At 43.9% G+C, this 23,978-nt stretch carries 24 protein-coding genes; 18 read left to right on the forward strand and 6 right to left on the reverse strand.

The genetic code is table 11. The features are described 5' to 3' along the window. The first annotated feature begins 56 nt into the window (after positions 1-56). The 6 genes from ACSLP7_RS01395 to ACSLP7_RS01420 all read left to right on the forward strand — a co-directional run bounded on the left by ACSLP7_RS01395 (position 57) and on the right by ACSLP7_RS01420 (position 6,889). A complete protein-coding gene (locus ACSLP7_RS01395) occupies positions 57-1,457 on the forward strand; it encodes a tetratricopeptide repeat protein (protein WP_435577650.1) in 1,401 nt (466 codons plus the stop codon). Between the two features lie 36 nt (positions 1,458-1,493). After that, positions 1,494-2,480 carry a DUF368 domain-containing protein gene (locus tag ACSLP7_RS01400; RefSeq protein ID WP_435577651.1) on the forward strand — a complete coding sequence of 329 codons (987 nt, stop codon included), beginning with the start codon at positions 1,494-1,496 and terminating at the stop codon, positions 2,478-2,480. Further along, on the forward strand, positions 2,464-3,477 hold the full coding sequence (locus tag ACSLP7_RS01405; RefSeq protein ID WP_435577652.1) for a DUF368 domain-containing protein: 1,014 nt from the start codon (positions 2,464-2,466) through the stop codon (positions 3,475-3,477). The genes ACSLP7_RS01400 and ACSLP7_RS01405 overlap by 17 nt, the downstream gene beginning before the upstream one ends. Further along, entirely contained in the window at positions 3,477-4,208 is a 732-nt protein-coding gene (locus ACSLP7_RS01410; protein WP_435577653.1) for a shikimate dehydrogenase family protein, read from the forward strand. The genes ACSLP7_RS01405 and ACSLP7_RS01410 overlap by 1 nt, the downstream gene beginning before the upstream one ends. A gap of 108 nt (positions 4,209-4,316) precedes the next feature. Continuing rightward, entirely contained in the window at positions 4,317-6,251 is a 1,935-nt protein-coding gene (locus ACSLP7_RS01415; protein ID WP_435577654.1) for a DUF349 domain-containing protein, read from the forward strand. Positions 6,252-6,337: 86 nt separating this feature from the next. Beyond that, complete coding sequence (locus ACSLP7_RS01420; RefSeq protein WP_435577655.1) at positions 6,338-6,889, forward strand: class I SAM-dependent methyltransferase; 552 nt, start codon at positions 6,338-6,340, stop codon at positions 6,887-6,889. Here ACSLP7_RS01420 and mazG read toward each other — a convergent pair. From mazG to ruvX, 4 genes are all read right to left on the reverse strand, one after another. Further along, positions 6,873-7,649, reverse strand: coding sequence for a nucleoside triphosphate pyrophosphohydrolase (gene mazG / locus ACSLP7_RS01425; RefSeq protein ID WP_435577656.1), 777 nt, complete (start codon positions 7,647-7,649; stop codon positions 6,873-6,875). The two genes, ACSLP7_RS01420 and mazG, sit on opposite strands and share 17 nt — an antisense overlap. Before the next feature lie 87 nt (positions 7,650-7,736). Further along, positions 7,737-8,138 (reverse strand): DUF5606 family protein, encoded by a 402-nt coding sequence (locus tag ACSLP7_RS01430; RefSeq protein ID WP_291186692.1) that lies wholly within the window; start codon positions 8,136-8,138, stop codon positions 7,737-7,739. A 60-nt stretch (positions 8,139-8,198) separates the two neighbouring features. Then, the gene (def, locus tag ACSLP7_RS01435; protein WP_435577657.1) at positions 8,199-8,789 is read right to left on the reverse strand and encodes a peptide deformylase; all 591 of its coding nucleotides are present in this window, start codon (positions 8,787-8,789) and stop codon (positions 8,199-8,201) included. Next, entirely contained in the window at positions 8,786-9,199 is a 414-nt protein-coding gene (gene ruvX, locus ACSLP7_RS01440) for a Holliday junction resolvase RuvX (protein ID WP_435577658.1), read from the reverse strand. Before ruvX ends, def begins: the two co-directional genes overlap by 4 nt. A 90-nt stretch (positions 9,200-9,289) precedes the next feature. Between ruvX and ACSLP7_RS01445 the strand changes: the two genes are divergently transcribed. Both ACSLP7_RS01445 and ACSLP7_RS01450 read left to right on the forward strand, forming a co-directional pair. After that, positions 9,290-10,108, forward strand: a complete 819-nt coding sequence (locus ACSLP7_RS01445; RefSeq protein WP_435577659.1) for a 2,3,4,5-tetrahydropyridine-2,6-dicarboxylate N-succinyltransferase — start codon at positions 9,290-9,292, stop codon at positions 10,106-10,108. Between the two features lie 41 nt (positions 10,109-10,149). Beyond that, the gene (locus tag ACSLP7_RS01450) at positions 10,150-11,199 is read left to right on the forward strand and encodes a glycosyltransferase family 9 protein (RefSeq protein WP_435577660.1); all 1,050 of its coding nucleotides are present in this window, start codon (positions 10,150-10,152) and stop codon (positions 11,197-11,199) included. Here ACSLP7_RS01450 and ACSLP7_RS01455 read toward each other — a convergent pair. Continuing rightward, positions 11,172-11,999 carry a glycosyltransferase family 2 protein gene (locus ACSLP7_RS01455; protein WP_435577661.1) on the reverse strand — a complete coding sequence of 276 codons (828 nt, stop codon included), beginning with the start codon at positions 11,997-11,999 and terminating at the stop codon, positions 11,172-11,174. The genes ACSLP7_RS01450 and ACSLP7_RS01455 overlap by 28 nt on opposite strands. Before the next feature lie 73 nt (positions 12,000-12,072). Between ACSLP7_RS01455 and ACSLP7_RS01460 the strand changes: the two genes are divergently transcribed. After that, positions 12,073-12,834 (forward strand): glycosyltransferase family 2 protein, encoded by a 762-nt coding sequence (locus ACSLP7_RS01460; protein WP_435577662.1) that lies wholly within the window; start codon positions 12,073-12,075, stop codon positions 12,832-12,834. Here ACSLP7_RS01460 and ACSLP7_RS01465 read toward each other — a convergent pair. Beyond that, positions 12,811-13,590, reverse strand: a complete 780-nt coding sequence (locus ACSLP7_RS01465) for a lipopolysaccharide kinase InaA family protein (RefSeq protein WP_435577663.1) — start codon at positions 13,588-13,590, stop codon at positions 12,811-12,813. The genes ACSLP7_RS01460 and ACSLP7_RS01465 overlap by 24 nt on opposite strands. A 53-nt stretch (positions 13,591-13,643) precedes the next feature. On the opposite strand from ACSLP7_RS01465, the gene ACSLP7_RS01470 reads away from it, so the two are divergent. From ACSLP7_RS01470 to ACSLP7_RS01510, 9 genes are all read left to right on the forward strand, one after another. Further along, complete coding sequence (locus ACSLP7_RS01470; protein WP_435577664.1) at positions 13,644-14,738, forward strand: glycosyltransferase family 4 protein; 1,095 nt, start codon at positions 13,644-13,646, stop codon at positions 14,736-14,738. Positions 14,739-14,740: 2 nt separating this feature from the next. Beyond that, a complete protein-coding gene (locus ACSLP7_RS01475; protein ID WP_435577665.1) occupies positions 14,741-15,301 on the forward strand; it encodes an L-threonylcarbamoyladenylate synthase in 561 nt (186 codons plus the stop codon). Further along, positions 15,302-16,726 carry a CCA tRNA nucleotidyltransferase gene (locus tag ACSLP7_RS01480; protein ID WP_435577666.1) on the forward strand — a complete coding sequence of 475 codons (1,425 nt, stop codon included), beginning with the start codon at positions 15,302-15,304 and terminating at the stop codon, positions 16,724-16,726. Position 16,727: 1 nt separating this feature from the next. Then, on the forward strand, positions 16,728-17,753 hold the full coding sequence (locus tag ACSLP7_RS01485) for a COX15/CtaA family protein (RefSeq protein ID WP_435577667.1): 1,026 nt from the start codon (positions 16,728-16,730) through the stop codon (positions 17,751-17,753). A gap of 12 nt (positions 17,754-17,765) precedes the next feature. After that, entirely contained in the window at positions 17,766-18,272 is a 507-nt protein-coding gene (locus ACSLP7_RS01490) for an IS1096 element passenger TnpR family protein (protein WP_435577668.1), read from the forward strand. A gap of 15 nt (positions 18,273-18,287) precedes the next feature. Next, a complete protein-coding gene (locus ACSLP7_RS01495) occupies positions 18,288-19,346 on the forward strand; it encodes a nucleoid-associated protein (RefSeq protein ID WP_291187258.1) in 1,059 nt (352 codons plus the stop codon). 87 nt (positions 19,347-19,433) lie between these two features. Further along, complete coding sequence (locus tag ACSLP7_RS01500; RefSeq protein ID WP_435577669.1) at positions 19,434-20,342, forward strand: ABC transporter ATP-binding protein; 909 nt, start codon at positions 19,434-19,436, stop codon at positions 20,340-20,342. Further along, positions 20,335-21,171, forward strand: a complete 837-nt coding sequence (locus tag ACSLP7_RS01505; RefSeq protein ID WP_435577670.1) for an ABC transporter permease — start codon at positions 20,335-20,337, stop codon at positions 21,169-21,171. The genes ACSLP7_RS01500 and ACSLP7_RS01505 overlap by 8 nt, the downstream gene beginning before the upstream one ends. A 69-nt stretch (positions 21,172-21,240) precedes the next feature. Continuing rightward, complete coding sequence (locus ACSLP7_RS01510; protein WP_435577671.1) at positions 21,241-23,943, forward strand: T9SS type B sorting domain-containing protein; 2,703 nt, start codon at positions 21,241-21,243, stop codon at positions 23,941-23,943. The last annotated feature ends 35 nt before the right edge of the window (positions 23,944-23,978 follow it).

Consider the following 23,978-nt stretch of genomic DNA (forward strand, 5'->3'; position numbering starts at 1 on the left):
TTGAACTCCCATTTACATGGTTAACTTTAATATGGAAGAAACTTAAAACCCCGCTTATGCAATTTGGCGATAAGGACTCTACTAACTTCTCACTTACCCGTTTCGAATCCATGCTGAAAACCAACAATGTGCTCTTCTTTGACGCAGAAGAGTTCGAGGAGATCATTCAGCATTATTTGGACAACGGTAAGATGGCTCTGGCTAAGAAAGCGACCAAACTCGGTTTGGAACAGCATCCTACAGCCACGAACCTGAAGTTGTATAAAGTAGAGATCTACATATTCGAAAACAAGCTGGATCTAGCAGACACCTTGCTCGATGAGCTTTACAGTCTGGAATCTTCCAATGAGGAGATCTTGATCCAGAAGGCCAATGTATTGTCCAGACGCGACAAACATAAACAAGCCATTGCCCTTTTGGGGAAAGCTTTGAAGATCACAAATGACGCTGCCGATGTCCTTTCACTCATCGGGATGGAATACTTGTTCTTAGAGAATTTTGAACAAGCCAAAACTAATTTCATGCGTTGTTTGGAGATAGATAACCAAGATTATTCAGCCCTCTACAATGTGATCTACTGTTTTGATTATTTGGAGCAGCACAGAGAGGCCATTGATTATCTCAATGACTTTTTAAATTCTAATCCGTATTCGGAAGTTGGATGGCATCAAGTCGGCAAACAATATTACACGCTCAAAGAATACAAAAAAGCACTGGCTGCTTATGACTTTGCTATCATTAGTGATGACGGCTTCATTGGTGCCTATTTAGAAAAAGGCAAGGTTCTAGAGAAACTTGGACGCTACAACGAGGCGATTGCTAGTTACACCATTACTTTGGAGTTGGATGATCCTACCAGTTTTGCGCTCTTGCGCATTGGAAAGTGTCATGAGAAGCTTCGTAATGACGAGCTGGCCTTGCAATTCTATCACAAATGTATCGAGGAAGATGGCCTTTTAGACAAAGGATGGATCGCTATTACGGATTATTACAACCGCAAAAAGAACTACCAAAAGGCACTGTACTACATAGACAAAGCCTTGAACATAGACAGTGAGAATGTCTTGTACTGGAAGCGCTACGCGGTGATCAACAAGAATCTGAACCTTTTTGAGGAAGCAGAACACGGATTCCGCAGAACCATTGAATTGGGGAATTATGAGATCGACTCTTGGACCTCTCGCACTGACATTCTGATCCAATTGGGCGAATATGAGGCGGCTATCAATAATCTCAATCAAGCTGCTGAATTTTATCCAGATGCTGTGGAGATCGAATTCCGTTTGGCCGGTCTTTATTACCTGACCGGTGAAGAGAACAAAGGGCAATTCCATTTGAACAACGCCCTGCGTTTGGATGTTGAATACAGCATCATCATTGAGGAATTATTCCCAACTGTTTTTGCAAAGGCAATCGTACAGAAAATTATTCGCCAATACGAAAACGCTTCTCGCTAGGAATCGTTATTTTTGGGAGAATTCCACTAAGGGTCTATGGCTTCTAACGCGCTTATTTCCCACTTATCGACTTATTTGAAAGGCATCGCCATGGGCGCCGCCGATGTGGTACCTGGAGTTTCCGGCGGTACTATAGCTTTCATAACAGGCATTTATGAAACTTTGATCGGCACCATTCACAAGTTGGATCTGGGTCTGTTCAAACACTGGAAAAATCACGGATTTAAGGCCATGTGGTTTCATTATAACCTCGGATTTTTGGCAGTCCTCTTTTTAGGGATAGCGACCAGTATTTTTTCCTTGGCTAAAATAATCACCCACCTTTTAGAAACCCACCCAGTACTGGTTTGGTCGTTCTTTTTTGGTTTGATCGTTGCCAGTATCATCTATGTAGGTAAACAAATTGACGCTTGGAGACTTCCGGTTATTGTTGCCTTGATTACCGGTGCAGTGGTCTCTTATTTTATCACTATTGCAGAACCTATTGCAGCACAAGACAGTCTCTGGTTTATGGCTTTGGCCGGTTTTATTGCCATTATTGCTATGATCTTGCCTGGACTCTCTGGAGCCTTTATTCTGCTTCTTTTAGGTGCTTACGAACCTGTCATTGGAGCAATCTCTGGAGTCATTGACGGACTCACCGGAGAAGCGGATCTCATGTGGGATTCCTTTTTAAAGCTGACGATTTTCGCCATTGGAGCTATAGCAGGACTCAAAGCTTTTTCAGGCATCTTGAATTGGATGTTCAACAACTATAAAGCCATTACCCTAGCAGTGTTAACTGGTTTTATGCTGGGAGCCCTTAACAAGGTTTGGCCTTGGAAAGAGGTGATCACAACCCGCATCAACAGTGAAGGCTTGGAAGTTCCTTTGCTTGAAAAAAGTATTAGCCCAGGTAATTTTGAAGGCGATCCTCAAATAATGGGTGCTGTAATTGCCGCTGTGGCTGGTTGTGCGCTTATTCTCGGTTTTGAATGGCTAGCAAAACGTAAATCCGCGACCGCAGATGGCAAAGGAGCGTAGTTTTGCTGATGGCATCTGGCTTGTCTTAAAAGGCCTAGCTATGGGTGCAGCCAACAAAGTACCCGGTGTCTCTGGAGGGGTTGTTGCCTTTGTGGCTGGCTTTTATGAGGAATTCATTTATTCGCTTCAGAAAATAAACAGAAAAGCCTTTGCACTGCTGTTCAACGGCAGATTCCGAAGTTTTTACGAATACATCAACGGACAGTTTTTAGGGCTTCTTATCTTGGGAATGCTCATCAGTTATTTCAGTGTTTCTAAAATACTGGACTATTGGCTACAGCACTACGAACTCTATGTCTGGAGCGGATTCTTTGGAATGATCATCGGCTCCATCTACTACATTGGCCGTGATTTCAAAAAATGGAACAAACAGACCATAAGCCTGCTTATAGTGGGGGCTATGCTGGGAATCAGCATCAGTTTTTTAGAACCTGCCAAAGAAAATGACAATTTGATCTTTGTGTTTTTCTGCGGAATTGTGGGGGTTTCTGGGATGACTTTACCAGGACTTTCAGGCTCTTTTATTCTGATCTTGTTCGGTAATTATGTTTTGCTTTTGGTCGATGCGGTCAATGCACTCTACGACACGGTTGCCAATATTATCAGTTGGGATTTTTCTTTTACAGACGACCCGAAACGACTGAGATTACTGCTCGTGCTTACTGTTTTTGCCTTAGGTTCGCTCACCGGATTAGTAACTCTTTCCCACGGTTTGGGCTACGTACTCAAAAGGTTTAGAGGAGCGACTTATGCAGCAATCATTGGTTTTATTACTGGGTCTCTCGGCGTGGTATGGCCTTGGAAACACAAAATCTATGAATACGATGCTTCTGGTGCTATCGCTATAGACGCCAATGGCGATCCGATTATAAGTAATTACAAACGTTTTTTTCCTGAATTGATGAGCTCAGAAACGCTTTGGGCTGCAGTCTTTATTGCCTTGGGTGTGCTACTCATTCTCTCTTTAGGTTGGTACGATACATACAAAAGGCGCTAATGGCTCGATTCGGTTTAATAGGAAAGAATATAGACTACTCCTTCAGTCGTGGTTATTTTGGCGATAAATTCAAAGCCTTGGGTCTTGATCACACTTATGAGAATGTGGATCTGCAATCTACCGAGGAATTAGCCGTTTTTTTTAAGCAGCCCCTACCCTTTCAAGGGCTTAATGTTACCATACCCTATAAAGCAGCCGTTATCCCTTATTTAGATGAACTTGATTCGGTAGCAGAGGCGATCGGAGCTGTGAATACCATTAAGATCACCGCAGACGGCCGCAGGATCGGCTACAACACGGATCATTACGGGTTTTTAAAAGCTTTAGAGCCATTCTTACCTTTAGAAGATCGTTCTGCATTGATCCTGGGTACGGGTGGTGCCGCAGCTGCCATAGTGCATACCTTGGCCAATCTCGATTTTAGAATTCAATTCGTTTCTCGAGAAGCCTCTGATTCCGCATTGAGCTATGAGCAGGTTAGCCGATACGTGATCTTGGATCATTTGCTTATCGTGAACTGTACCCCTTTAGGCACTCATCCTCATACAGAACAAAGCCCGACTATACCTTATGATTTTATAACCAATAACCACCTACTTTTTGACTTGGTTTACAATCCAGAGGTAACTACTTTCATGAAAAATGGAGCCAAGCTTGGTGCTGCTACAACGAACGGATATCAAATGCTGGTTGGTCAAGCAGAAAAGGCTTGGGAAATCTGGAATTCCTAAAACCCAGTCTTCTAACGTCCATTTTAAACTACAGAATTGCCTTGCAAAATCAGGGGCTAGTTAGTATCTTAACAGTATCTTTTTCTACGAACCCTAACATTGAAAGACATGTCTGACCCTAAAGAGCAGCCGGAAAATTCCGCAGAAGACCCAAAAGCACAAGCCGACTCAGCAGCAAACGACGCTGTTCAAGAGCCGGTCCAAGAGGAAGCCAGTCCAGAAGCTGATGACACCTCAAACTCAGAGGAAACTGCCTCAGCATTGGCGGCAGAAGCCTCAGAACAGGTAGCGGATGATTCCGAAGAAACTGCGGACGAAGCTGCGGAAGAGGAAGTAGATTACAGCGGTTTGAGCGCTGCGGACATGGTCAGTACTTTTGATCAATTGCTCAAAAGTGGAAAGGTATCTACCATCAAAGCAAAAGTAGACGCGCTAAAACAAGCTTTCAATGCACAATTTCAAGAAGCCTTTGAAAAACAAAAGGAAGCTTTTGTAGCCGAAGGCGGAAACATTGTTGATTTTCATTTCTCCACTCCTGAGAAAAAGGCGTTCAGCACTTTACTTTTCAACTACAAGGAGAAACTCAACAACCACTACAAAAACCTAAAGAAAGATCTTCAAGCCAACCTAGACAAGCGTTTAGAGCTCATTGAAGAACTCAAAGGACTGCTTGCCGTAGATGAGAACATCAACTCTACCTACAAACATTTCAAAGACATTCAAGAACGTTGGAGAGAGGCCGGGCCCATCCAACGCGACAAATACAACACCGTTTGGAACACCTATCACCACCACGTGGAGAATTTCTATGATTTTCTGCATTTGAATCGGGAGTTCCGCGATATGGATTTCAAGCATAATCTGGATCAGAAATTAAAGATCATCACCCGCGCAGAAGAACTGGCGCAAGATGCAGATGTATCCAAAGCCTTCCGGGAGCTGCAGATGTTGCATAAAGTTTGGAAGGAAGAGCTCGGACCTGTGGCCAAGCAATACAGAGATGAAGTTTGGGAGAAGTTCAGTGCTGCCACTAAGGTCATTCACGACAAGCGCATGAATGCCCAGCAGGAGATGGAAAAATCCTTTGAGACCAATTATTTGCAAAAACAAGAGGTCATCAACAGCATTAAAGAGGCGACCAGTCAGGTAAAACCGACGCATCAAGGCTGGCAACAAGCCATAAAGAAGGTTCAAGACCTGCGCAATCTCTTCTTTGAGATCGGGAAAGTACCGCGATCCAAAAATCAGGAGATCTGGGACGCATTTAAAGCCAGTACCAGAGACTTTAACAAGCATAAAAACGACTTCTACAAGAATCAAAAGAAGCAGCAGTACACCAATTTGGAAAAGAAATTGGAACTGATCGCTACTGCAGAGAAATACAAGGATGCTGAAGATTTTGAAGAGGCGACACCGATAATGAAGCGCATTCAAACCGAATGGAAACAGATCGGTCATGTGCCTAGAAAAGACAGCGACAGGATCTGGAGCGAATTCAAAGCAGCTTGCAACCATTATTTTGATCGAATGCACGCCCAGCGCAATGCGGCGAACAAGGAAGAAGTAGAAGCCTTTGAGAAGAAAAAAGCAATGCTCGATACCTTGACTGGATTCAAAGCATCTAAAGATGTCGACAAGGATTTGGAAAGCATCAAATCACTATTGGATAATTGGAAAAATGCCGGTCGTGTTCCTTTCAACAAAAAGAACATTGAATCCAAGTTTCAAAAGGCTTTAGACCAAGCCTTTGACAGCCTTAACATGGATAAGGTAGATGCAGAGATGATCAAATACGACGCTAAGTTGGAATCGCTAAAAGCCCATAATGATCCGCGCAAACTAACCAACGAACGCATTTACGTAAGCAAAAAGATCGACGAGGTGATCCAAGAGATCAACCAATTGGAGAACAACCTCGGGTTTTTCCAAAATAGCGATGCCTCCAATCCGCTGTTCAAAGAAGTGCAGGACAATATTGAACGCCACAAAGAAACCCTGGAAGTTTGGCGCGCTAAGATGAGTAAACTCAAAGCCCTGAATTAGCATTGAGCTGCCCGCTATGTCATAGCACCAGTAAACAGCTTTTTTATCAAGACAGATTGCACGAGTTTTGGCAATGCGATCACTGTTTGGGCTTATTCCGAGCTGCAGATAATATCCCTTCAGCTAATCAAGAAAAAGAACGTTACCTCACCCACAACAACGACGTGAACGATCCCGGCTACCGCAATTTTGTGGCTCCATTTGTCAATCACATCACACGGCATTTCAATACAGATCAAACCGGTTTGGATTATGGCGCAGGCACCGGCCCAGTAGCGGCTGTTATGCTGGAAGAAAGCGGTTATGAAGTAAAGCTATACGATCCTTTTTTTCATCCAGATCCAACACCACTCGATGATACTTATGACTTCATCATTTGTTGTGAGGTTATGGAACACTTCCATCAGCCCGATGTTGAATTCGAAAAGTTAAAAGGGCTTTTAAAACCCAACGGCCAATTGATCTGTAAAACGGATCTCTATGATGAAAAGCTCAATTTTGAAAAGTGGTATTATAAAAACGACCCCACTCATGTGTTTATCTATCACCAAAAGAGTTTAGAATACATTGCCAAACACTTGGGACTTGAGTTGAGCTATATAGACAGTCGTACGCCGGTCTTTAAGCGTCTTTCTTAGCCTGTTCCCAGATTTGATCCATCTCCTCTAAAGACATCTCTGAGAGGCTTCGTTTTTGAGCTGCAGCTTCTTTTTCTAAGAACTGAAAACGCTTACTGAACTTTTTATTGGTACGCTCCAGAGCACTCTCCGGATCGATCTTTAAAAATCGGGCGTAATTGATCATGGAAAACAGTACGTCGCCGAATTCCGCTTCCATAGCGCTTTTATCGCCTTTATTGACCTCGTGCTGGAATTCAGATAGTTCTTCCTGTAACTTTTCAAAGACTTGATGAGGCTCTTCCCAATCAAATCCAACACCTGCCACTTTATCTTGTATCCTATTGGCCTTAACCATGGCAGGCAAAGATTTTGGCACACCTTCTAAAACACTCTTCTTCCCTTCTTTGAGTTTGAGTTTTTCCCAGTTTTGCTTCACCTCTTCTTCATCAGCAACAGTGACGTCTCCGTAAATATGTGGGTGCCGTGAAATGAGTTTTTCTGAGATGCCGTGGGCTACATCAGCTATGTCAAAGGCCTTTTTTTCACTGCCGATTTTAGAATAGAAAAAGATGTGCAACAAAAGATCTCCCAACTCACCGCGGATGCCTTCCAGATCGTTATCCAAGATCGCATCGCCCAACTCATAGGTCTCTTCAATGGTCAAATGCCTTAGAGATTCAAGGGTCTGCTTCCGATCCCAAGGGCACTGCTCCCGCAGTTCATCCATAATGGTTAGCAATCGGTCTAGCGCTTTGAGTTGATCTTGACGTGAATTCATGGTATAAAATGAGTAAAAACAAATTTAATTAAATGAAAATAGCCATCAAATTGATGGCTATGGTATTATTTTATGGAATGATGTAACCTATTCCTCTTCCTCAGCAGCAAAAGCGCTGTGACCGTTTTTCTGTAGCAGGTTGTACCACTGCACTACTTTTTTAATATCGCTTGGGTATACGCGATCTTCATCGTAATCTGGTAGTACTTCAAAGAAATAAGCCTCTAGCTCATCCTTAGAACTTTTGTGGTTTATGGCTTGTCCGCCGTTTTCTTTAGCGCTGATCTTATCAAAGACCTCCGCCAAAGGCACTTCTTCACTTAAGGTATAAATTGCGATCTCTGAAAGAAGGCTCACATTATGACGTCCGCTAACGCTCAAAGTCTTTCCGTCTACAAGAGATTGTGCCAAAAAACCGGTTCGGGTTTGGGTCTTCAATTCGTAAAGACCTGGCTTGCCAGAGATGGCCATGATTTTTTCTAAACTCATCGTGAATCAGCTAAATTTTGGCTGCAAATTAAAGCCCTTTGTTTGGAAATGCCAAGTTCCTTAACGTTTCTTTTTTAGGTTTGGGAATCGCATCTTATAATCAATATTCACCTTCCCTTTGCTGATGTTATTGAGCTTGCCCTTGATGAGGCGCTTTTTTAGCGGAGAAAGCTTATCAGTAAAAAGGATTCCTTCAATATGATCGTACTCATGCTGGATGATGCGTGCAGCAATACCGCTGTAGGTATCCGTATGCTCCTTGAAATTCTCATCCAAATACTTGATGGTAATGGTCTCTTGACGGAACACGTCTTCTCGAATATCTGGAATACTCAAACAGCCCTCATTAAAAGCCCACTCATCTCCTTCTTCCTCTAGGATCTGCGCATTGATAAACACTTTCTTAAAGGTACTGAGCATTTCACGCTCTTCTTCAGAAAGATCTTCGTCGTCCTCAAAAGGTGTGGCATCTACCAAAAACAATCGGATGGACCGACCTATCTGCGGAGCGGCCAAGCCAATACCGTGAGCGCCATACATGGTTTCAAACATGTTCTCTAAAAGCACATCCAAGTCGGGATGATCTTCTTTAATATCTACCGCTTTTTTGCGCAAAACGGGATCACCAAAAGCCACTATAGGTAAAATCATAAGTGATATTCTAAATATTCTTGTAAAATAATGGTGGCACTGACCTGATCAATCAAAGCCTTGTTTTGCCTTTGCTTTTTAGACAAACCACCATCAATCATTGCCTGAAAGGCCATTTTACTGGTAAAGCGTTCATCCATACGTTTGATTTCCAAAGACGGAAAGGCTTCTGCCAATTTTAAAGCAAATGCCGCGATCTCCTGCTCTACATCTGAAAAACTGCCGTCGTGTCTTTTGGGCTGGCCCAACAACACAAGGTCCACAGCTTCCTGCTCAAAATATTCCTTTAAAAAGGGCAATAATTCTGCGGTTTCAACCGTGGTTAATCCAGACGCGATGAGCCTCAGCGGATCAGTAACCGCCAAACCCGTTCGCTTGGTTCCGTAGTCTATGGCTATAATTCTAGGCATCTACGCTGCAAAAATACAGGATTCACCAATAGTAGCAAACAATCCGCGCGTATTCCGAGACAGCTTAGTATCTTTACCAAAAAAAGAAACATGGAGCAATTAAGACCGCTTATTGAACAAGCTTGGGATGACCGATCCCGCTTGCAAGACCCAGAAACTATCGCTGCAATCCGCGCTGTGATCAATCACTTAGATGCCGGAGATCTGCGCTGCGCCTCGCCTATGGAAGGTGGAGGTTGGCAAGTGAATGAATGGGTTAAAAAGGCGGTTGTGCTGTATTTCCCGATTCAGAAGATGGAAACTCTAGAGGCTGGGATTTTTGAATACCACGATAAAATGCCACTCAAAAGAGGCTATGAAGAAAAAGGTATTCGCGTAGTACCTAATGCTGTTGCCAGACATGGAGCATACATCTCCAGCGGAGTAATTATGATGCCGAGTTATGTAAATATCGGGGCTTATGTAGACGCGGGAACCATGGTAGACACTTGGGCCACAGTAGGCAGCTGTGCCCAGATCGGAAAAAATGTACACCTTAGTGGTGGCGTTGGAATTGGCGGCGTATTAGAACCCTTACAGGCCGCTCCAGTGATCATTGAGGACAATGCCTTTATCGGTTCCAGAAGTATTGTGGTAGAAGGCGTTCGCGTAGAACGAGAAGCTGTGCTCGGCGCCAATGTTGTGGTCACTGCCTCGACTAAGATCATTGACGTAACAGGATCCGCACCAAAAGAATACAAAGGGGTGATCCCGGCGCGATCTGTAGTGATCCCAGGAAGTTACACCAAAACCTTCCCAGCAGGAGACTATCAAGTATCTTGTGCACTAATTATTGGACAACGCAAAGAGAGCACGGATAAAAAGACTTCATTGAATGACGCACTGCGCACCTACGATGTAGCCGTTTAATAGCATTTGAATTGAAAAAAGCACTCGTAATACAACACAAAATGATTGGGGACGTACTCACGTCTTCAATCCTTTTGGAGTTGTTGCGTGAGCAGTATCCACAGGCACAATTGGACTACCTCATCAATGAAAACACCGCAGCGGTTATTCAGGGTAATCCCTTTGTGGATAACATCAAATGCTATCAACCTCAAAAAGACCAAGACAGCAATTACAAAAGTGAATTTACCCAAGCCTTAAAGGCAGAAGGGTACGACTTGGTTGTAGACGTTTATGCCAAATTGCGTTCGGCGAGATTAACCAAGGCCATAAAACCTAAGCAAAGTGTATCCTATTACAAATGGTACACACAATCCGCCTACAAAAAAACAGTTAAGCCACTCAAGAAAACGGATAAAGACGAAGGGCTTGCATTGGTGAATCGCGCATTATTGCTCGAAACTTTGGGAATTGACATTCCGCTAATTCCCAAGCCCAAGATTTATATAGGTGAGACTGAAAAAAACATTGCCAGACAACAGCTCACGGCAGCTGGTATCGACGATGGCCAATTATTATTTATGATCTCTGTCTTTGGCAGCAGTGCGGAAAAGACCTATCCTACGGACTATATGGCTCAAGTCTTGGATGACGTAGTTAACCAAACTGGAGCCACCTTACTGTTTAATTATTTACCCGATCAAAGAGCTCAATTGGAGGAGTTAATTGGGCGTTGCAAGCCCGAGACACAGCAGCACATGCGTCCCGATGTCTACGGAAACAGTCTTCGTGAATTCTTAGCGCTCGCCTCCTGCACTCATGCTGTCATTGGCAATGAAGGCGGAGCTGTTAATATGGGCAAGGCTTTGAATGTACCCACCTTCTCTATTTTTTCCCCTTGGATTCTTAAATCAGCCTGGAACAGTTATGAACGCAGCGGATTTAACCAATCCATTCACCTGAGTGATATCCGTCCGGAGCGCTACAAAAAACATCCGAAGAAATACAAACAGCAAGCTGCACAATTGTATCGCGAATTACAAGCTGAATTTGTGATAGAAAAATTACGCGCTTTTACTGAGCATCACGCTTTTTCCGCAGCAAGACCGTAAGCAGTACGCGTCAACTTTTGCGTTTTAGTGGTTTTTCGGATCGCAGCATTCTTGGTCAACATCTCTGGCTTTACGTATCCTCTAGGATGATCCAAATGCACACAGATCGCCGTATATCGCAACTGTTTTGCTTTAAGCCCAGCATTGAAGAGGCGTTCTCCCAACTCCCGATCTTCTCCACCGTATTGCATGCGTTGGTCAAAACCATTGGCAGCGAGAATATCAGACAACCAACCAGAAGAATTATGCCCGTTCCAAGTAGCCTCGGTTGGAGTGATCCAATTCAGGAATTTCTGTTTGGCCGCGCTGGTGGTAAGTTTGTTATTCTTAAAAGACGATTTAAGCCCCTGCGATTTTAACCAGGCAACATCAAAACAGCGTTGCTGCACGATATCCTCCTGAGTAATCGCCTTGGATATCTCCATAGGCAGTTTAAAGTAGCCGCCGGAGAGAAAGTAGCCCGCTTCTCTATGCGCAGCGTGCACAGCGACAAAATCACTTCGAGGAATACAATCACCATCAGAAAACAACAAATAATCTGCCTTAGCAGCCTTAATAGCTGTGTTTAAGATAATGGTCTTCTGAAAGCCGTTGTCCTCATGCCATACATGGGTGACTTCAAAAGGAAGCTCTGGGCGCATGGATTCAATAAGCGTTTTAGTTTCTTCAGTCGATCCGTCATCAGCAATGATCACTTCAAAGTCCTTAAACTGCTGATTGGCATATCCCCAAAGCACTTTTTTCAACCATTCTGGTTGATTGTAAGTGCTTAAAACAACAGATATTTGCGGCTTTGACATAGTTTTGTCTCCTGAGGTTCTAGAATTGCTTTGCAAATCCTAACTTTGAGCGCCTCAAAAGTACGTAATTTTCATGCGAAAACTCAGCGCCTTATTAATCGTAAAGAACGAAAGACAGCATCTTCCAGATGTTATCGATACGCTCGCCTTTACCGATGAGATCATCGCTGTAGATTCCTTTAGTGATGACGGAACCTTTGAGTTTTTGCAAGAAGATCCGCGAGTACAATGTGTGCAAAAGCAGTTTGTAGACTATCCAAGTCAGCGCAACTACTGCTTGGAATTGGCCCAACACGATTGGGTTTTCTTTGTTGACGCCGACGAGAGAGTCTCTCACCAACTTTCCCAAGAGATACAGGATCTTTTGAAACAGGATTCTTTGGCTAACGGCTATCAGATCTATCGTCAATTCTATTACAAGCGCAAAAAATTAAACTTTAGTGGTTTACAAACAGACAAAGCACTGCGCTTATTCGATAGAACAAAAGGCCAATACAAAGCTGAAAAATTGGTTCACGAAACTTTGGACCTCCCTCAACCTGTAGGCATCCTTAAAAATAAACTGGATCATTTTTTCTTTGACGATTATCAGACCTATCGCTCCAAAATGATCACTTACGGAAAAATGAAAGGTTTGGAATTGCATCAACGCGGGCAAAATTACAATTCGCTCAAGCACATTTTCAAAACCATGTACAAGTTCATCAATCACTATTTGGTACGCTTGGGGATTTTGGACGGCCCCAGAGGATTCGTTGTGGCCAAACTCAATGCACGCAGTGTTTGGGAGCGTTATAAAGAACTCAAGAGGCTATCGCTTACGCCAGAAGAGTAGTTTTTTCTTAAGGCGTCGTTTACGGTGGTATTTATGCTGAAAACGACTTACATGACCCCACATTTGCTCAAAGGTATCCTGCGCGTCATAACCTGCTAAAGCAGCATATTCATCACTCATTACACGCACCATATCTTCAACCGGTGTCAAACGAGCAAAATTCAGAATGCGTTCCGCTTTTGAAAGAGTTTTGAATTCCATCCGATTCAAATCCACCAAGAAAAACTCATAACCATCAGCGGTCTTTTTGATCAAGGTATTACCTGGAGAATGATCCTTAAAAAGCACCCCACTCTCGTGCAGCTTAAAGGTAAAACGCGTAAAGGCTTGCAAAATGACTTCGTGATCTGGGTAATTGGCATCGTGAACTAATTCGCGATAGGTCAAATCACACTCCAAATGTTCACTGAGGTAGTAACTGTCCTTGAGCCCGTTCCAATACTTATTCTCGGCAAAAGCAATTGGTTTTGGCGTTCCGACACCCAATTTAATTAGCTTTTCCGCATAGGTAAAAGAACGCTCTGCCTTAGAAGGTCTGATGTAACGGTATACCCAAGTATTGACAATATTCGGATTCTTAAAACGCTTCACGTTGACACGCATGCCCAGGGCATCAAAGAGTCTGATCTCATTGCGTTCCCCATCTCCAAAAAGTTCACCTTCTTGCTCAAATTGAAGCACACAGCTAAGAACTTCCTTTTGATGATCTAAAAAGGGTTCTGCAATGGTAAAATCGTAATGAAAGGCCTGTTCCATCTGCTGCAAAAATACATTTATAATTCTTTAGAACTGCAGCAAATCAAATACCTTTGTCAAAACTAAAAGCTCGCAGTTTTATGCCCAAACGCATCTTTTTAGAAATGCACAACTTAAAGAATCCTTTCACAGGATTCGGGCAATTCAATCTGCATTTACTCCGAGGGCTGCAGGCCTGTAATGATCCCGAATTAAAATTTGTTGTGCACGCCCAGGACTTGAAACCCTTAAAAGAGGAGTTCGGTGACTTTTTTGAGTACAAATACTATATGGGATTGCGCCGCTACGATTGGGCACAGATCCGCAAGAAATACGATGTTTGGCATTCGGTCAATCAGAATACCAAAGTAGAGCCTAAAAGAGATTTGCCCTATGTGTTAACGATTCACGATGTGAATTTTATAGATGAGATCTCTAACGATCTGGACCATCCCAGGAACTTGCGTTTTAAAGAAAAGTTGGCTCGCGCCAAGGCCATTACGTATATCTCAGAATTTGCTAAACAGAGTACGCATCAATACTTTGAAATTCCTAAAGTTCCGGAGCATGTGATACTCAACGGCAACCCCAGCGGTGAACTGTTGGATTTAAGCCATTACACGCCTCAAACAGACACCAAAGGAGACTATCTTTTCACTTTGGGTGATTTTTGGGAGCGAAAGAATTTTCATCTCTTGGTGGAAATGCTTACCCAACTGCCTAACGAGCGTTTAGTAATTGCTGGGAACGACAGCCGAGCTTATGGAAACAAAGTACGTGAGACCATCAAAAAGCACGGATTAGAAGATCGAGTGATTTTAGCAGGACGCGTAGATGACAAGGAAAAGCAATTCCTGTTGGCCAATTGTAAAGCCTTCCTTTTTGCCAGTTTGCGAGAAGGATTTGGTTTGCCTCCTATTGAGGCGATGAAATTCGGAAAGCCTGTTTTCTTGGCTCACAGAACCTCCTTGCCAGAAGTTGGAGGCACTGTTGCCTATTACTGGCATGATCTTGAACCAAAAGCTATGGCCAAAGTCTTTCAAGAAGGTATGGCCGATTTTGACGCCGACCCAAAAACGAAAAGTAAAGCCTTTGAAGCGCAGGCAGCCAAATTCCATTGGAATACCGCTGCGGCGCAATACATAGAAGTCTACAAATCTTTGATTTAATTATGAGAGCAGAAGTTGACAAGACCTTTGAAATCGTAAAAAAAGGAGGAACCATTGCCTACCCAACAGATACCGTTTGGGGCTTGGGTTGTGATTCCACCAATTATGACAGTGTGGAACGCCTTTTTGAGATCAAGCAACGGCCAGCTGAAAAAAGCATGATCTGTTTGGTGGATTCCCTGCGGATGTTGGACGAGTTCTTTGAAAAGGTTCCAGAAACTGCCTTTCAGATCTTGAAATACGCAGACAAACCCACAACTTTGATCTTAGACAACGCCATCCGCGTTTCTGAAAATGTCATTGCCAAAGACGGCAGTTTAGGCGTGCGTGTGGTCAATGATAATTTCTGCAAAGCGCTCATCAGAAAACTCAAGCGTCCTTTGGTTTCCACCTCCGCCAATATCAGTGGAGAACCTACGGCCAAAACCTTCTCAGAAATCAACCCACTTATTTTGGAAGGCGTTGACTATGTCGTAAATTTGCACCGCGATAGAAAAGCGGCCAAACCCTCGAGTATCATTAAGCTGAGTGTCGATGGAGCCGTGAAGGTGATCCGACAGTAAATGCAAGATAAAACCCACTTCAAAGAAGCGCTAAGCGCACCAATTTTCACTACCCTTTCTCAGGTTGCTGACCAACTGGATTTGGAAGCCTATGTGATCGGTGGTTATGTGCGTGATTTCTTTTTAGATCGAGGGACGCATAAAGATATTGACGTAGTAGCCATTGGCAGTGGAATTGACTTGGCTAAAGCCGTCGCTAAGGCATTGCCTGACAAACCTAAGGTCTCCATTTTCAAAACTTACGGAACGGCCATGATTCAGCACGGCGATGTCCAATTGGAGTTTGTTGGAGCCCGCAAAGAATCCTACACTGAAGATTCTCGCAATCCCGCCGTAGAGAACGGCACTTTAGAGGACGATCAAAACCGACGCGACTTTACCATTAACGCCTTGGCCTTAGGCCTGAATGCAGATCGATTTGGACAATTATTGGATCCTTTTGAAGGGATGCGGGATTTGAAGGATAAGGTTATCAGAACGCCGTTAGACCCAGAGGTGACTTATAGCGATGATCCCTTGCGCATGTTGCGCGCGATCCGTTTTGCAAATCAATTGAATTTTAAAATTCAGCAAGAATCCTTGGAGGCGATCACAGCTCAGGCAGATCGTATTGCCATCATCTCCAAAGAGCGCGTGGTAGAAGAACTCAATAAGATCCTCATGACCCGCAAACCATCCATCGGTTTTGGGCTTTTGCATAAAACAGGTTTACTCAAACACATACTGCCAGAATTACTCGCCTTAGAAGGAATTGACGAGGTAGAAGGACAACGTCATAAAGACAACTTCTGGCACACTTTGGAAGTGGTTGACAATATCGCGGAAACTACAGACAATCTATGGTTGCGCTGGGCGGCATTGCTACACGATATTGGTAAAGCGCCAACCAAGAAGTTCAATAAAAAACAAGGCTGGACCTTTCACGGGCATGAATTTGTGGGCTCTAAAATGGTTTACAAACTCTTTAAGCGTCTACGCATGCCGCTGAACGATAAGATGAAGTTTGTTCAAAAGATGGTTCGAATGAGCTCCCGCCCTATTGTTTTAGCTACAGAGGTCACCGATAGCGCAGTGCGCCGTTTGATCTTCGATGCCGGAGATCACGTGGACGATTTAATGACGCTTTGCGAGGCGGATATCACCACTAAGAATCCGAAGAAATTCAAACGCTACCACAAGAATTTTCAATTGGTTCGAGAAAAGATCGTGACCGTTGAAGAGAAAGACCATGTGCGCAATTTTCAACCCCCTGTGAGTGGTGAGGAGATCATGCAAACCTTTGGATTGCCGCCATCTAAAGAAATTGGAATTATCAAGGAAGCCATTAAAGAAGCCATTTTAGACGGAGTAATTCCCAACGAATACGAAGCCGCTAAGGCTTTTATGTTGGAAAAAGGAGCTTCACTAAACTTAAAACCGCAATAGGATGTTTGTACGCTTTGTAAGGATATCACTGATTTTGATTTATTTGGTAATTATTGCCGGAGCGGTTGTGCGTATGACCGGAAGCGGTATGGGATGCCCGGATTGGCCCAAGTGTTTTGGTTATTACATTCCTCCTGCGGATGAAGCCACCTTGCTCTGGGAGGCTGATCGGGAATTCAAAAAGGGACAGGTCATTATCAAAGATGAGTCTCTTGAAGTGGCTAAAGCAGATTTTACCACAGGAAGCGAATATTCCGCAGCCAATTGGGAAGCTTACACGGAACACGACTACGCTATTTTCAACGTATGGCACACCTGGATCGAATACATCAATCGTTTGCTGGGAGCGCTATCTGGGTTGGCCATTCTAATTATGGCTATCCTCTCCATTTGGAAATGGAAGCAAAACAAATGGCTCACCCTGCTCTCTTGGCTGAGTGTATTTATGATTGGTTTCCAAGGATGGTTAGGTGCCACTGTAGTGTATTCAGTTTTAGCTCCAGTGCGTATAACGATTCATATGGTCATGGCTCTTTTGATCGTCTTAGTCTTGCTACTGATCTTAAGACAAGCCATTGGCAAACAACGACCGCAGGGGGTCACCGGAAAATACAAAACCCTGCTTTGGGCAGCGCTCGGTTTAACGCTGATCCAAATTGTTTTGGGAACACAAGTACGCCAATTTGTAGACGATCAAGTCAAAATGGTTGGATATGAAGCCAAAGAGGCTTGGCTGGCTTATCCAGAACTCAATTTTTACATTCACCGTTCGTTTTCCATTCTGGTAGTTTTGATCAATGTGCTTTTATGGCGCGGGAATCAAAAGAATGGCTACAGTCTTTACGGCATGAATGGCATCATGGTGATATTAGGGATTGAAGTTCTCACGGGAATTGCGATGTATTATTTTGATTTCCCCTTCTTAACTCAGCCCATTCACCTAGTATTTGCAGGGGTTTTATTCGGATTACAAAGCTATCTGATTTTACAGGTCCTTATTCCAAGGAAAACTGTCAAAATATCTTAATTTTACGGCCTTATGGTTTTTAGATTCAGAATCATTTTAGATACCCAAGAAGACGTCTTTAGAGATCTGGAGATCCTCAAAGACGCCACTATGGAAGACTTTCACAACGCCATTACTCAAGCCTTTGGTTTTGGTGGGCAGGAAATGGCTTCTTTTTACATCAGTGACGACCAGTGGCAACAAGGCGAAGAGATCGCGTTGTTTGATATGTCAGAAGGTCCTGAACCCACTCGTATCATGGCCGAAACTTTGTTAGAGGACATCCTTGATGAAGATCAAACTAAGCTGATCTACGTTTACGACTTTCTCTCCATGTGGACTTTTTTGGTAGAGTTGGCCGAGATTGCAGAACCGCAACCAGGCCAGCAATATCCGAACCTGATGTATGTTCATGGCGAATTGCCAGAAGAAGCTCCAGACAAGGAGTTTGTGGGTGAATCCATGGACGGTGGACTTGATGATGATATGGATTTTGAAGACGATGATTTTGACTCCTTAGACATCGATTCTTGGAATTAATTTCCTTTTAGACTTATGATCAATTTATACAGCGCTCAGATCGCTTCACTAAGCCTACACCGTGTAGGGAATAAATCACGCGCAGAAGGCTTGTTCCTCTCTGGCGCTCCTTGTAAACTCACGGACGAACTCAACCCTTTGATTCGAGAATTCTTCTTTAAACCCTTCCGCGAGAAAGAAGAAAGTTATTTGAGCTTTACGCATGATGTCGATCTGGAATACCACGAGCTCTATAAATTGGTTAAAGAATTACTCAGCAATCCAGACAACGCCCACGAGGTCAGTACCAAGATCACTACACATCTGTACAATCAAAGTGAGCATCCGCATATTAAAAACGGAGAAGTCTACGTTGCCTATTTAGAGAACCTGCAAATTGACAACCAAAAGGTTGACGGTGTGGGAATCTTTAAGTCCGAATTGAAGCAGGACTTCCTGCAGTTTCAAGAAGGCGGACAACAATTGGAAATGCACTTACAGCAAGGGATCAACCTTAATAAGCTAGACAAGGGTTGTATTGTTTTCAATGTGGAAGAGGAAACCGGTTATAAGATCTTAAGTGTAGACAGCAACCGTTATGATGCGCGCTATTGGCTCGAAAGCTTTTTGGGCGTAGAGACTCTAGCTGACGACAATTTCTACACTAAGAAATACCTGCGTTTCTGTCAAGACTTTGCCAAGGATGTTGTTTTACCTGCAGAAGACAAAAGAGAAGAAGTACTCTTTATGAATCGCGCGGTAAATCACTTTGCCAAGAACGATCAGTTTGAAGAGACCAAATTCCTCAACGAGGTCATTGACAATCCCGATCTCATCCCGGAGTTCAAACATTACAAGGCGGAACGCGGGCCTAAGTACAGCGTGGAAGACCTCTCTGACTTTTCCATCGCGAACACGGCCGTATCCGCAGCGCGTAAAAAGATCAAGAATGTGATCCAGTTGGATACCAATATTCAGATCAAAATGGATTTCATCAATCCAGAAAGCGCAGACAAATTTGTGGAAAAGGGCTGGGATGAAGAGCGGCAGATGTATTACTATCTGGTATACTTCAATAGAGAACAGAACACTTAGAAGCAAATCCCAAAGGATTCCATTTAGCGTGTAACATTTATGGGGCTGGTTCGTCTTACAGACATCAGTTTTACTAAACAACCATAAATGCAACCCATCCTAACGCTTACCAATCTCACCAAACGTTTTGGGCCGCTGACCGCAGTAAACAACCTCTCTTTCACCATTGAAAAAGGTAATGTTTACGGGATACTCGGGCCTAACGGAAGTGGCAAATCGACGACTCTTGGAATCGTACTTAATGTTGTAAACAAAACCTCTGGTGACTTCACCTGGTTTGACGGCAGTACTTCAACGCATGATGCGCTCAAGCGCGTTGGTGCTATCATTGAACGCCCTAATTTCTATCCGTACATGAGTGCGGTGCAGAACTTGGCTTTAGTAGCCAAGATCAAAGGTGTTTCTGAAGATAAGATCGAGGAGAAATTAGAACTCGTAGGTCTTTTAGACAGAAAAGACAGTCGTTTCAAGACCTTCTCCTTAGGGATGAAGCAGCGTTTGGCGATTGCCTCTGCCCTGCTCAACGATCCGGAGATCTTGATCTTGGATGAGCCGACAAACGGTTTAGATCCGCAGGGAATCCATCAGATTAGAGAGATCATTAAAAAGATCGCTAAAGGAGGGACAACCATTCTTTTGGCCTCTCACCTCTTGGACGAGGTTGAAAAAGTGTGTTCTCACGTGGTAATTCTACGCCAAGGAGTTTCACTTTACAGCGGACCGGTGGAAGGCATGAACGCCAGTCACGGCTTCTTTACTCTGCAAGCCGAGGATATGGTTAGACTACGTGCTTACTTAGAAGGAAGCGGAAGTTTTAATAAGATCAAAGAAGAGGGCGAGGCTCTTGTAGCCTACCTGAGCGAACCTTTAGAAGCCAGCGTGCTCAATGAAATGTTGTTCAAAGAGGGCATTGTATTGTCCAAACTTGACAAGCGTAAAGAAAGCTTGGAAGAACAATTCTTAGAACTAACCGCCAAAATTGAACAGCATGCTTAGACTATTTAGAATCGAGTACCACAAACTCATCCATAATAAATCGGCTCGAGTAATCACCGCCGTGTACTTTATATTAATCTCTTTGATGTCTCTTTTGGCGTCTATCAAATTCAACTTCGGAGATTTTAGTTTTCGTTTGGCGGATCAGGGGATTTTCAATTTCCCTTTCATTTGGCACTTCAACACCTGGATCGCAGCACTGCTTAAGATGTTTTTAGCTATTGTGATCGTATCCATGATGGCCAATGAATACACGCACAGAACGCTAAAACAGAACCTAATTGACGGCCTAAGCAAACGCGAATTTGTACTGTCTAAATTCATTACGGTATTTGTCTTTGCCGCAGTATCTACGGCCTTTATATTCATTGTATCCCTGATTCTTGGACTGATCTTTTCAGACTACACGGAGTTTGGAATCATCTTTAGAGACTTGGAGTATGTCTTTGCCTATTTCTTGAAGCTACTGGCATTCTTCTCCTTCTGTTTGTTCTTAGGCGTCTTGGTGAAACGTTCTGCTTTTGCCCTTGGATTCCTATTGATCTGGTGGATCATAGAATGGGCCATCTACGGAATCATGGTCTCTAAGCTGCCGGATAATTCAGAGTTACCTGCTCAGGTAGTTCAGTTCTTCCCACTGATGAGTATGCAAAACTTGATCATTGAACCGTTTACGCGTTTCAACGCGGTGCAATCTGCAGCTACTCAATTGGGAGCAGAATTTACCAAGACCTACAACGTGACCTTATTCAAAATAGCGATCGTATCGGTTTGGACCTTCTTGTTCAATTATTGGTCTTTGGTCATCCTGAAAAAACGAGATTTATAGTATCTTGCTGAGGCGTTCGCGCTAGCGAACTGGCAGCTGCTATTTTGCCGCTGCCATGACCTCATTGCAATGAAAAAGCTATTATTCTTCTTCTTACTGCTCTTTGGCTGTGCCCTTAATTTACAGGCGCAAGGAGAAGCTGCTAATTGGTATTTCGGATCGCGTGCGGGACTGAATTTCAACACCAGCCCTCCTACTCCTTTAACTGATGGCGCCTTAGAAACGCTCGAAGGTTGCGCAACCATTAGTGATAGCGCAGGGAATTTGCTTTTTTACACCAATGGGACCTTAGTTTGGAACAGGGACCATCAGGTAATGCCTAACGGTACTGGCCTCTTGGGAGAAGATACCTCAACACAATCGGCCATCATTGTTCCCAATCCGCAGGAACCCAACCTCTATTATATTTTCACCGTTGACGGTTTGTTCCCTGGAGAAAATGATCCGTCCGCGTTACGGGGATTGAACTACTCCACCGTAAATATGGATCTCGACGGTGGCCTCGGAGATATAGTGACCACAGAAAAAAACATCAATCTCTTGCCTACCAATTCGGAGAAGATCACCGCGGTGCGCAATGCGGACTGCGAGTCCATTTGGGTGATCACTCATTTTGTTGATCGCTTTTACGCTTATGATGTGGGCAGCGCGGGCGTGAATCCCGTTCCGGTTGAATCTCTAGTAGAACCAGAAGTTCCGCTTATTGGCTACCGAGACAATGCATTGGGATATTTAAAATCCAGCCCTGATGGCAGTAAATTGGCTATTGCGCACGCCACTTTAAATGAAAACCCAGCCAGCGATGCAGGATCTCCAGGAGCCTTGTTTGTATACGATTTTGATACCGCAACAGGCGTTGCTTCAGGCGGACTCGATCTGGATGTAAACGGTAATTCACCTTATGGTTTGGAGTTTTCTCCAGATTCCAATCTGGTCTATACCTGCGCTGGGGTTTATGACAGCGACGGTTTTGATTTTGGCGAAGTTTATCAGTTTGACCTCACGGCACCAGACCCATCAGCCACACGAACGGTCTTAAGTACTAATGACAATTCCACAGGAGCCTTACAGTTGGGAATTGACGGACGTATCTATAGGGTAATTTTGAATCAAGCCTCCTTGGATGTGATCAATGAGCCCAATACACCAGGCACTGGAGCGAATTATCAACGTGCTGCGGTATCTCTAGGTGGTCGTACGGGTAACTTCGGACTGCCACCGTTCATTCAATCCTTATTCTTAAATACAGTAGACATTATTCAAAACGGCGAATCAGCCACAACCTTGAATCTTTGTGAAGGAGATAGTTTCACGCTTGTCGCTCCAGAAATTCCCGGAGCAACCTATGTTTGGACCTTGGATGATGTGGTTCTTCCTGAGTCTGATTTTGACTTGGAGGTGAGTACTTCTGGGCTGTATCGCGTAGAAATCGATCCAATGAATGGAGAGTGCCCGATCATAGGACGGGCCAATGTGATCATCAATCCCCTGCCGGAAGCCTTTGACAGTTTACTGACCCAATGCGATGCGGATGGTAATGATGACGGATTCAGTGTTTTCAATTTAACGGAAGCCATACCCGAACTCACTGGTAGTGCAGACGGACTCGATGTGAGCTTCCATCAGACTTTATTGCAAGCCCAGAACAATGTAGCGCCTTTACCAGAGACCGCTTACACCAACCTGAGCAATCCGCAAACCATCTTTGCCCGTGTTTTTGACCAAGCGGGATGTAGCAGCATTGCAGAATTGGAACTTATTGTTGCTGGAGAACAAATTGACGATATCTTTTTGAGTCAATGTGATGATGCTACAGAGGACGGGATCACGGCCTTTGATTTGAGTTTGGCGGAAGCCACTATTCTGGATGGATTGCCTCCAGACCTGAGCTTGAGTTTCTACGGAAACTTAGAGGATGTACTGGCAGAGACTAACCCGATCACAAGTCCGTACACCAATACAGATCCTTTTACTCAAACTATTTATGCCCGTTTGGAGCAAGACAACGACTGCTTTGGGATCGCACGTATTTTCTTGGAGGTTTATGGCCTTCCCAATATCGTTACTGAAGATGAGCAACTGTACTGCTTGAACAGCTTCCCTGAAACCATCACTTTGGATGTAGGTCCAATTATTGACAATGACAGCCCTATAGAAGCATACAGCTATTTGTGGTCTACTGGGGAGATAACACCAACCATTGCCGTTAATGAGGCCGGAGTATATTTTGTGGATATCATCAATCCGGAAGGTTGCTCCAAAAGACGCACCATTACTGTTGTGGGTTCACGCCCGGCAACCATTGACAGTATTGAGGTCACAGACCTTTCAGAAACAAACACCTTAGTGATCAATGCCAGCGGACCGGGTGATTATGAATACGCCTTAAACGACCCAGCGGGGCGTTATCAGGCTTCCAATACCTTCACGGATGTTCCTCCAGGAATATATACGGTCTATGTAAGAGACCGACTGGGCTGTGGTATTAGCGAACAGATCGTTTCTGTTTTAGGCTTCCCCAACTATTTTACACCCAATGGTGACGGCGTGAATGATTTTTGGCAAGTCCTTGGAGTACGTCGCGATTTTGAAGCTGGCGCTCAAATCTATATCTACGACCGCTATGGGAAAATGCTCACAAGACTTAATCCTTTAGGACAAGGTTGGGATGGTATTTACAATGGCAATCCCATGCCTTCGAGTGATTACTGGTTTCGCGTGATCTTTGAGGATGGACGCGAGCTGAGATCACACTTTAGTTTAGTCCGCTAAAGAAATATTTATATCTTTAAGAAAATCAGCGAGCT

The organism is Gilvibacter sp. (assembly GCF_965601605.1).
Classification (GTDB): Bacteria; Bacteroidota; Bacteroidia; order Flavobacteriales; family Flavobacteriaceae; genus Gilvibacter.

Bases quoted from the DNA above. Each gene is read 5' to 3' on its own strand.
- ACSLP7_RS01430 (WP_291186692.1), bottom strand. From the start codon at position 8,138: ATGAGTTTAGAAAAAATCATGGCCATCTCTGGCAAGCCAGGTCTTTAC.
- ACSLP7_RS01500 (WP_435577669.1), top strand. From the start codon at position 19,434: ATGCAACCCATCCTAACGCTTACCAATCTCACCAAACGTTTTGGGCCG.
- ACSLP7_RS01445 (WP_435577659.1), top strand. From the start codon at position 9,290: ATGGAGCAATTAAGACCGCTTATTGAACAAGCTTGGGATGACCGATCC.
- ACSLP7_RS01415 (WP_435577654.1), top strand. From the start codon at position 4,317: ATGTCTGACCCTAAAGAGCAGCCGGAAAATTCCGCAGAAGACCCAAAA.
- ACSLP7_RS01395 (WP_435577650.1), top strand. From the start codon at position 57: ATGCAATTTGGCGATAAGGACTCTACTAACTTCTCACTTACCCGTTTC.
- mazG (WP_435577656.1), bottom strand. From the start codon at position 7,649: ATGAATTCACGTCAAGATCAACTCAAAGCGCTAGACCGATTGCTAACC.
- ACSLP7_RS01495 (WP_291187258.1), top strand. From the start codon at position 18,288: ATGATCAATTTATACAGCGCTCAGATCGCTTCACTAAGCCTACACCGT.
- ACSLP7_RS01400 (WP_435577651.1), top strand. From the start codon at position 1,494: ATGGCTTCTAACGCGCTTATTTCCCACTTATCGACTTATTTGAAAGGC.
- ACSLP7_RS01460 (WP_435577662.1), top strand. From the start codon at position 12,073: ATGCGAAAACTCAGCGCCTTATTAATCGTAAAGAACGAAAGACAGCAT.
- ACSLP7_RS01405 (WP_435577652.1), top strand. From the start codon at position 2,464: ATGGCAAAGGAGCGTAGTTTTGCTGATGGCATCTGGCTTGTCTTAAAA.
- ACSLP7_RS01490 (WP_435577668.1), top strand. From the start codon at position 17,766: ATGGTTTTTAGATTCAGAATCATTTTAGATACCCAAGAAGACGTCTTT.
- ACSLP7_RS01410 (WP_435577653.1), top strand. From the start codon at position 3,477: ATGGCTCGATTCGGTTTAATAGGAAAGAATATAGACTACTCCTTCAGT.
- ACSLP7_RS01465 (WP_435577663.1), bottom strand. From the start codon at position 13,590: ATGGAACAGGCCTTTCATTACGATTTTACCATTGCAGAACCCTTTTTA.
- ACSLP7_RS01475 (WP_435577665.1), top strand. From the start codon at position 14,741: ATGAGAGCAGAAGTTGACAAGACCTTTGAAATCGTAAAAAAAGGAGGA.
- ACSLP7_RS01505 (WP_435577670.1), top strand. From the start codon at position 20,335: ATGCTTAGACTATTTAGAATCGAGTACCACAAACTCATCCATAATAAA.
- ACSLP7_RS01510 (WP_435577671.1), top strand. From the start codon at position 21,241: ATGAAAAAGCTATTATTCTTCTTCTTACTGCTCTTTGGCTGTGCCCTT.
- ACSLP7_RS01480 (WP_435577666.1), top strand. From the start codon at position 15,302: ATGCAAGATAAAACCCACTTCAAAGAAGCGCTAAGCGCACCAATTTTC.
- ACSLP7_RS01450 (WP_435577660.1), top strand. From the start codon at position 10,150: ATGATTGGGGACGTACTCACGTCTTCAATCCTTTTGGAGTTGTTGCGT.
- ACSLP7_RS01455 (WP_435577661.1), bottom strand. From the start codon at position 11,999: ATGTCAAAGCCGCAAATATCTGTTGTTTTAAGCACTTACAATCAACCA.
- ruvX (WP_435577658.1), bottom strand. From the start codon at position 9,199: ATGCCTAGAATTATAGCCATAGACTACGGAACCAAGCGAACGGGTTTG.
- ACSLP7_RS01485 (WP_435577667.1), top strand. From the start codon at position 16,728: ATGTTTGTACGCTTTGTAAGGATATCACTGATTTTGATTTATTTGGTA.
- def (WP_435577657.1), bottom strand. From the start codon at position 8,789: ATGATTTTACCTATAGTGGCTTTTGGTGATCCCGTTTTGCGCAAAAAA.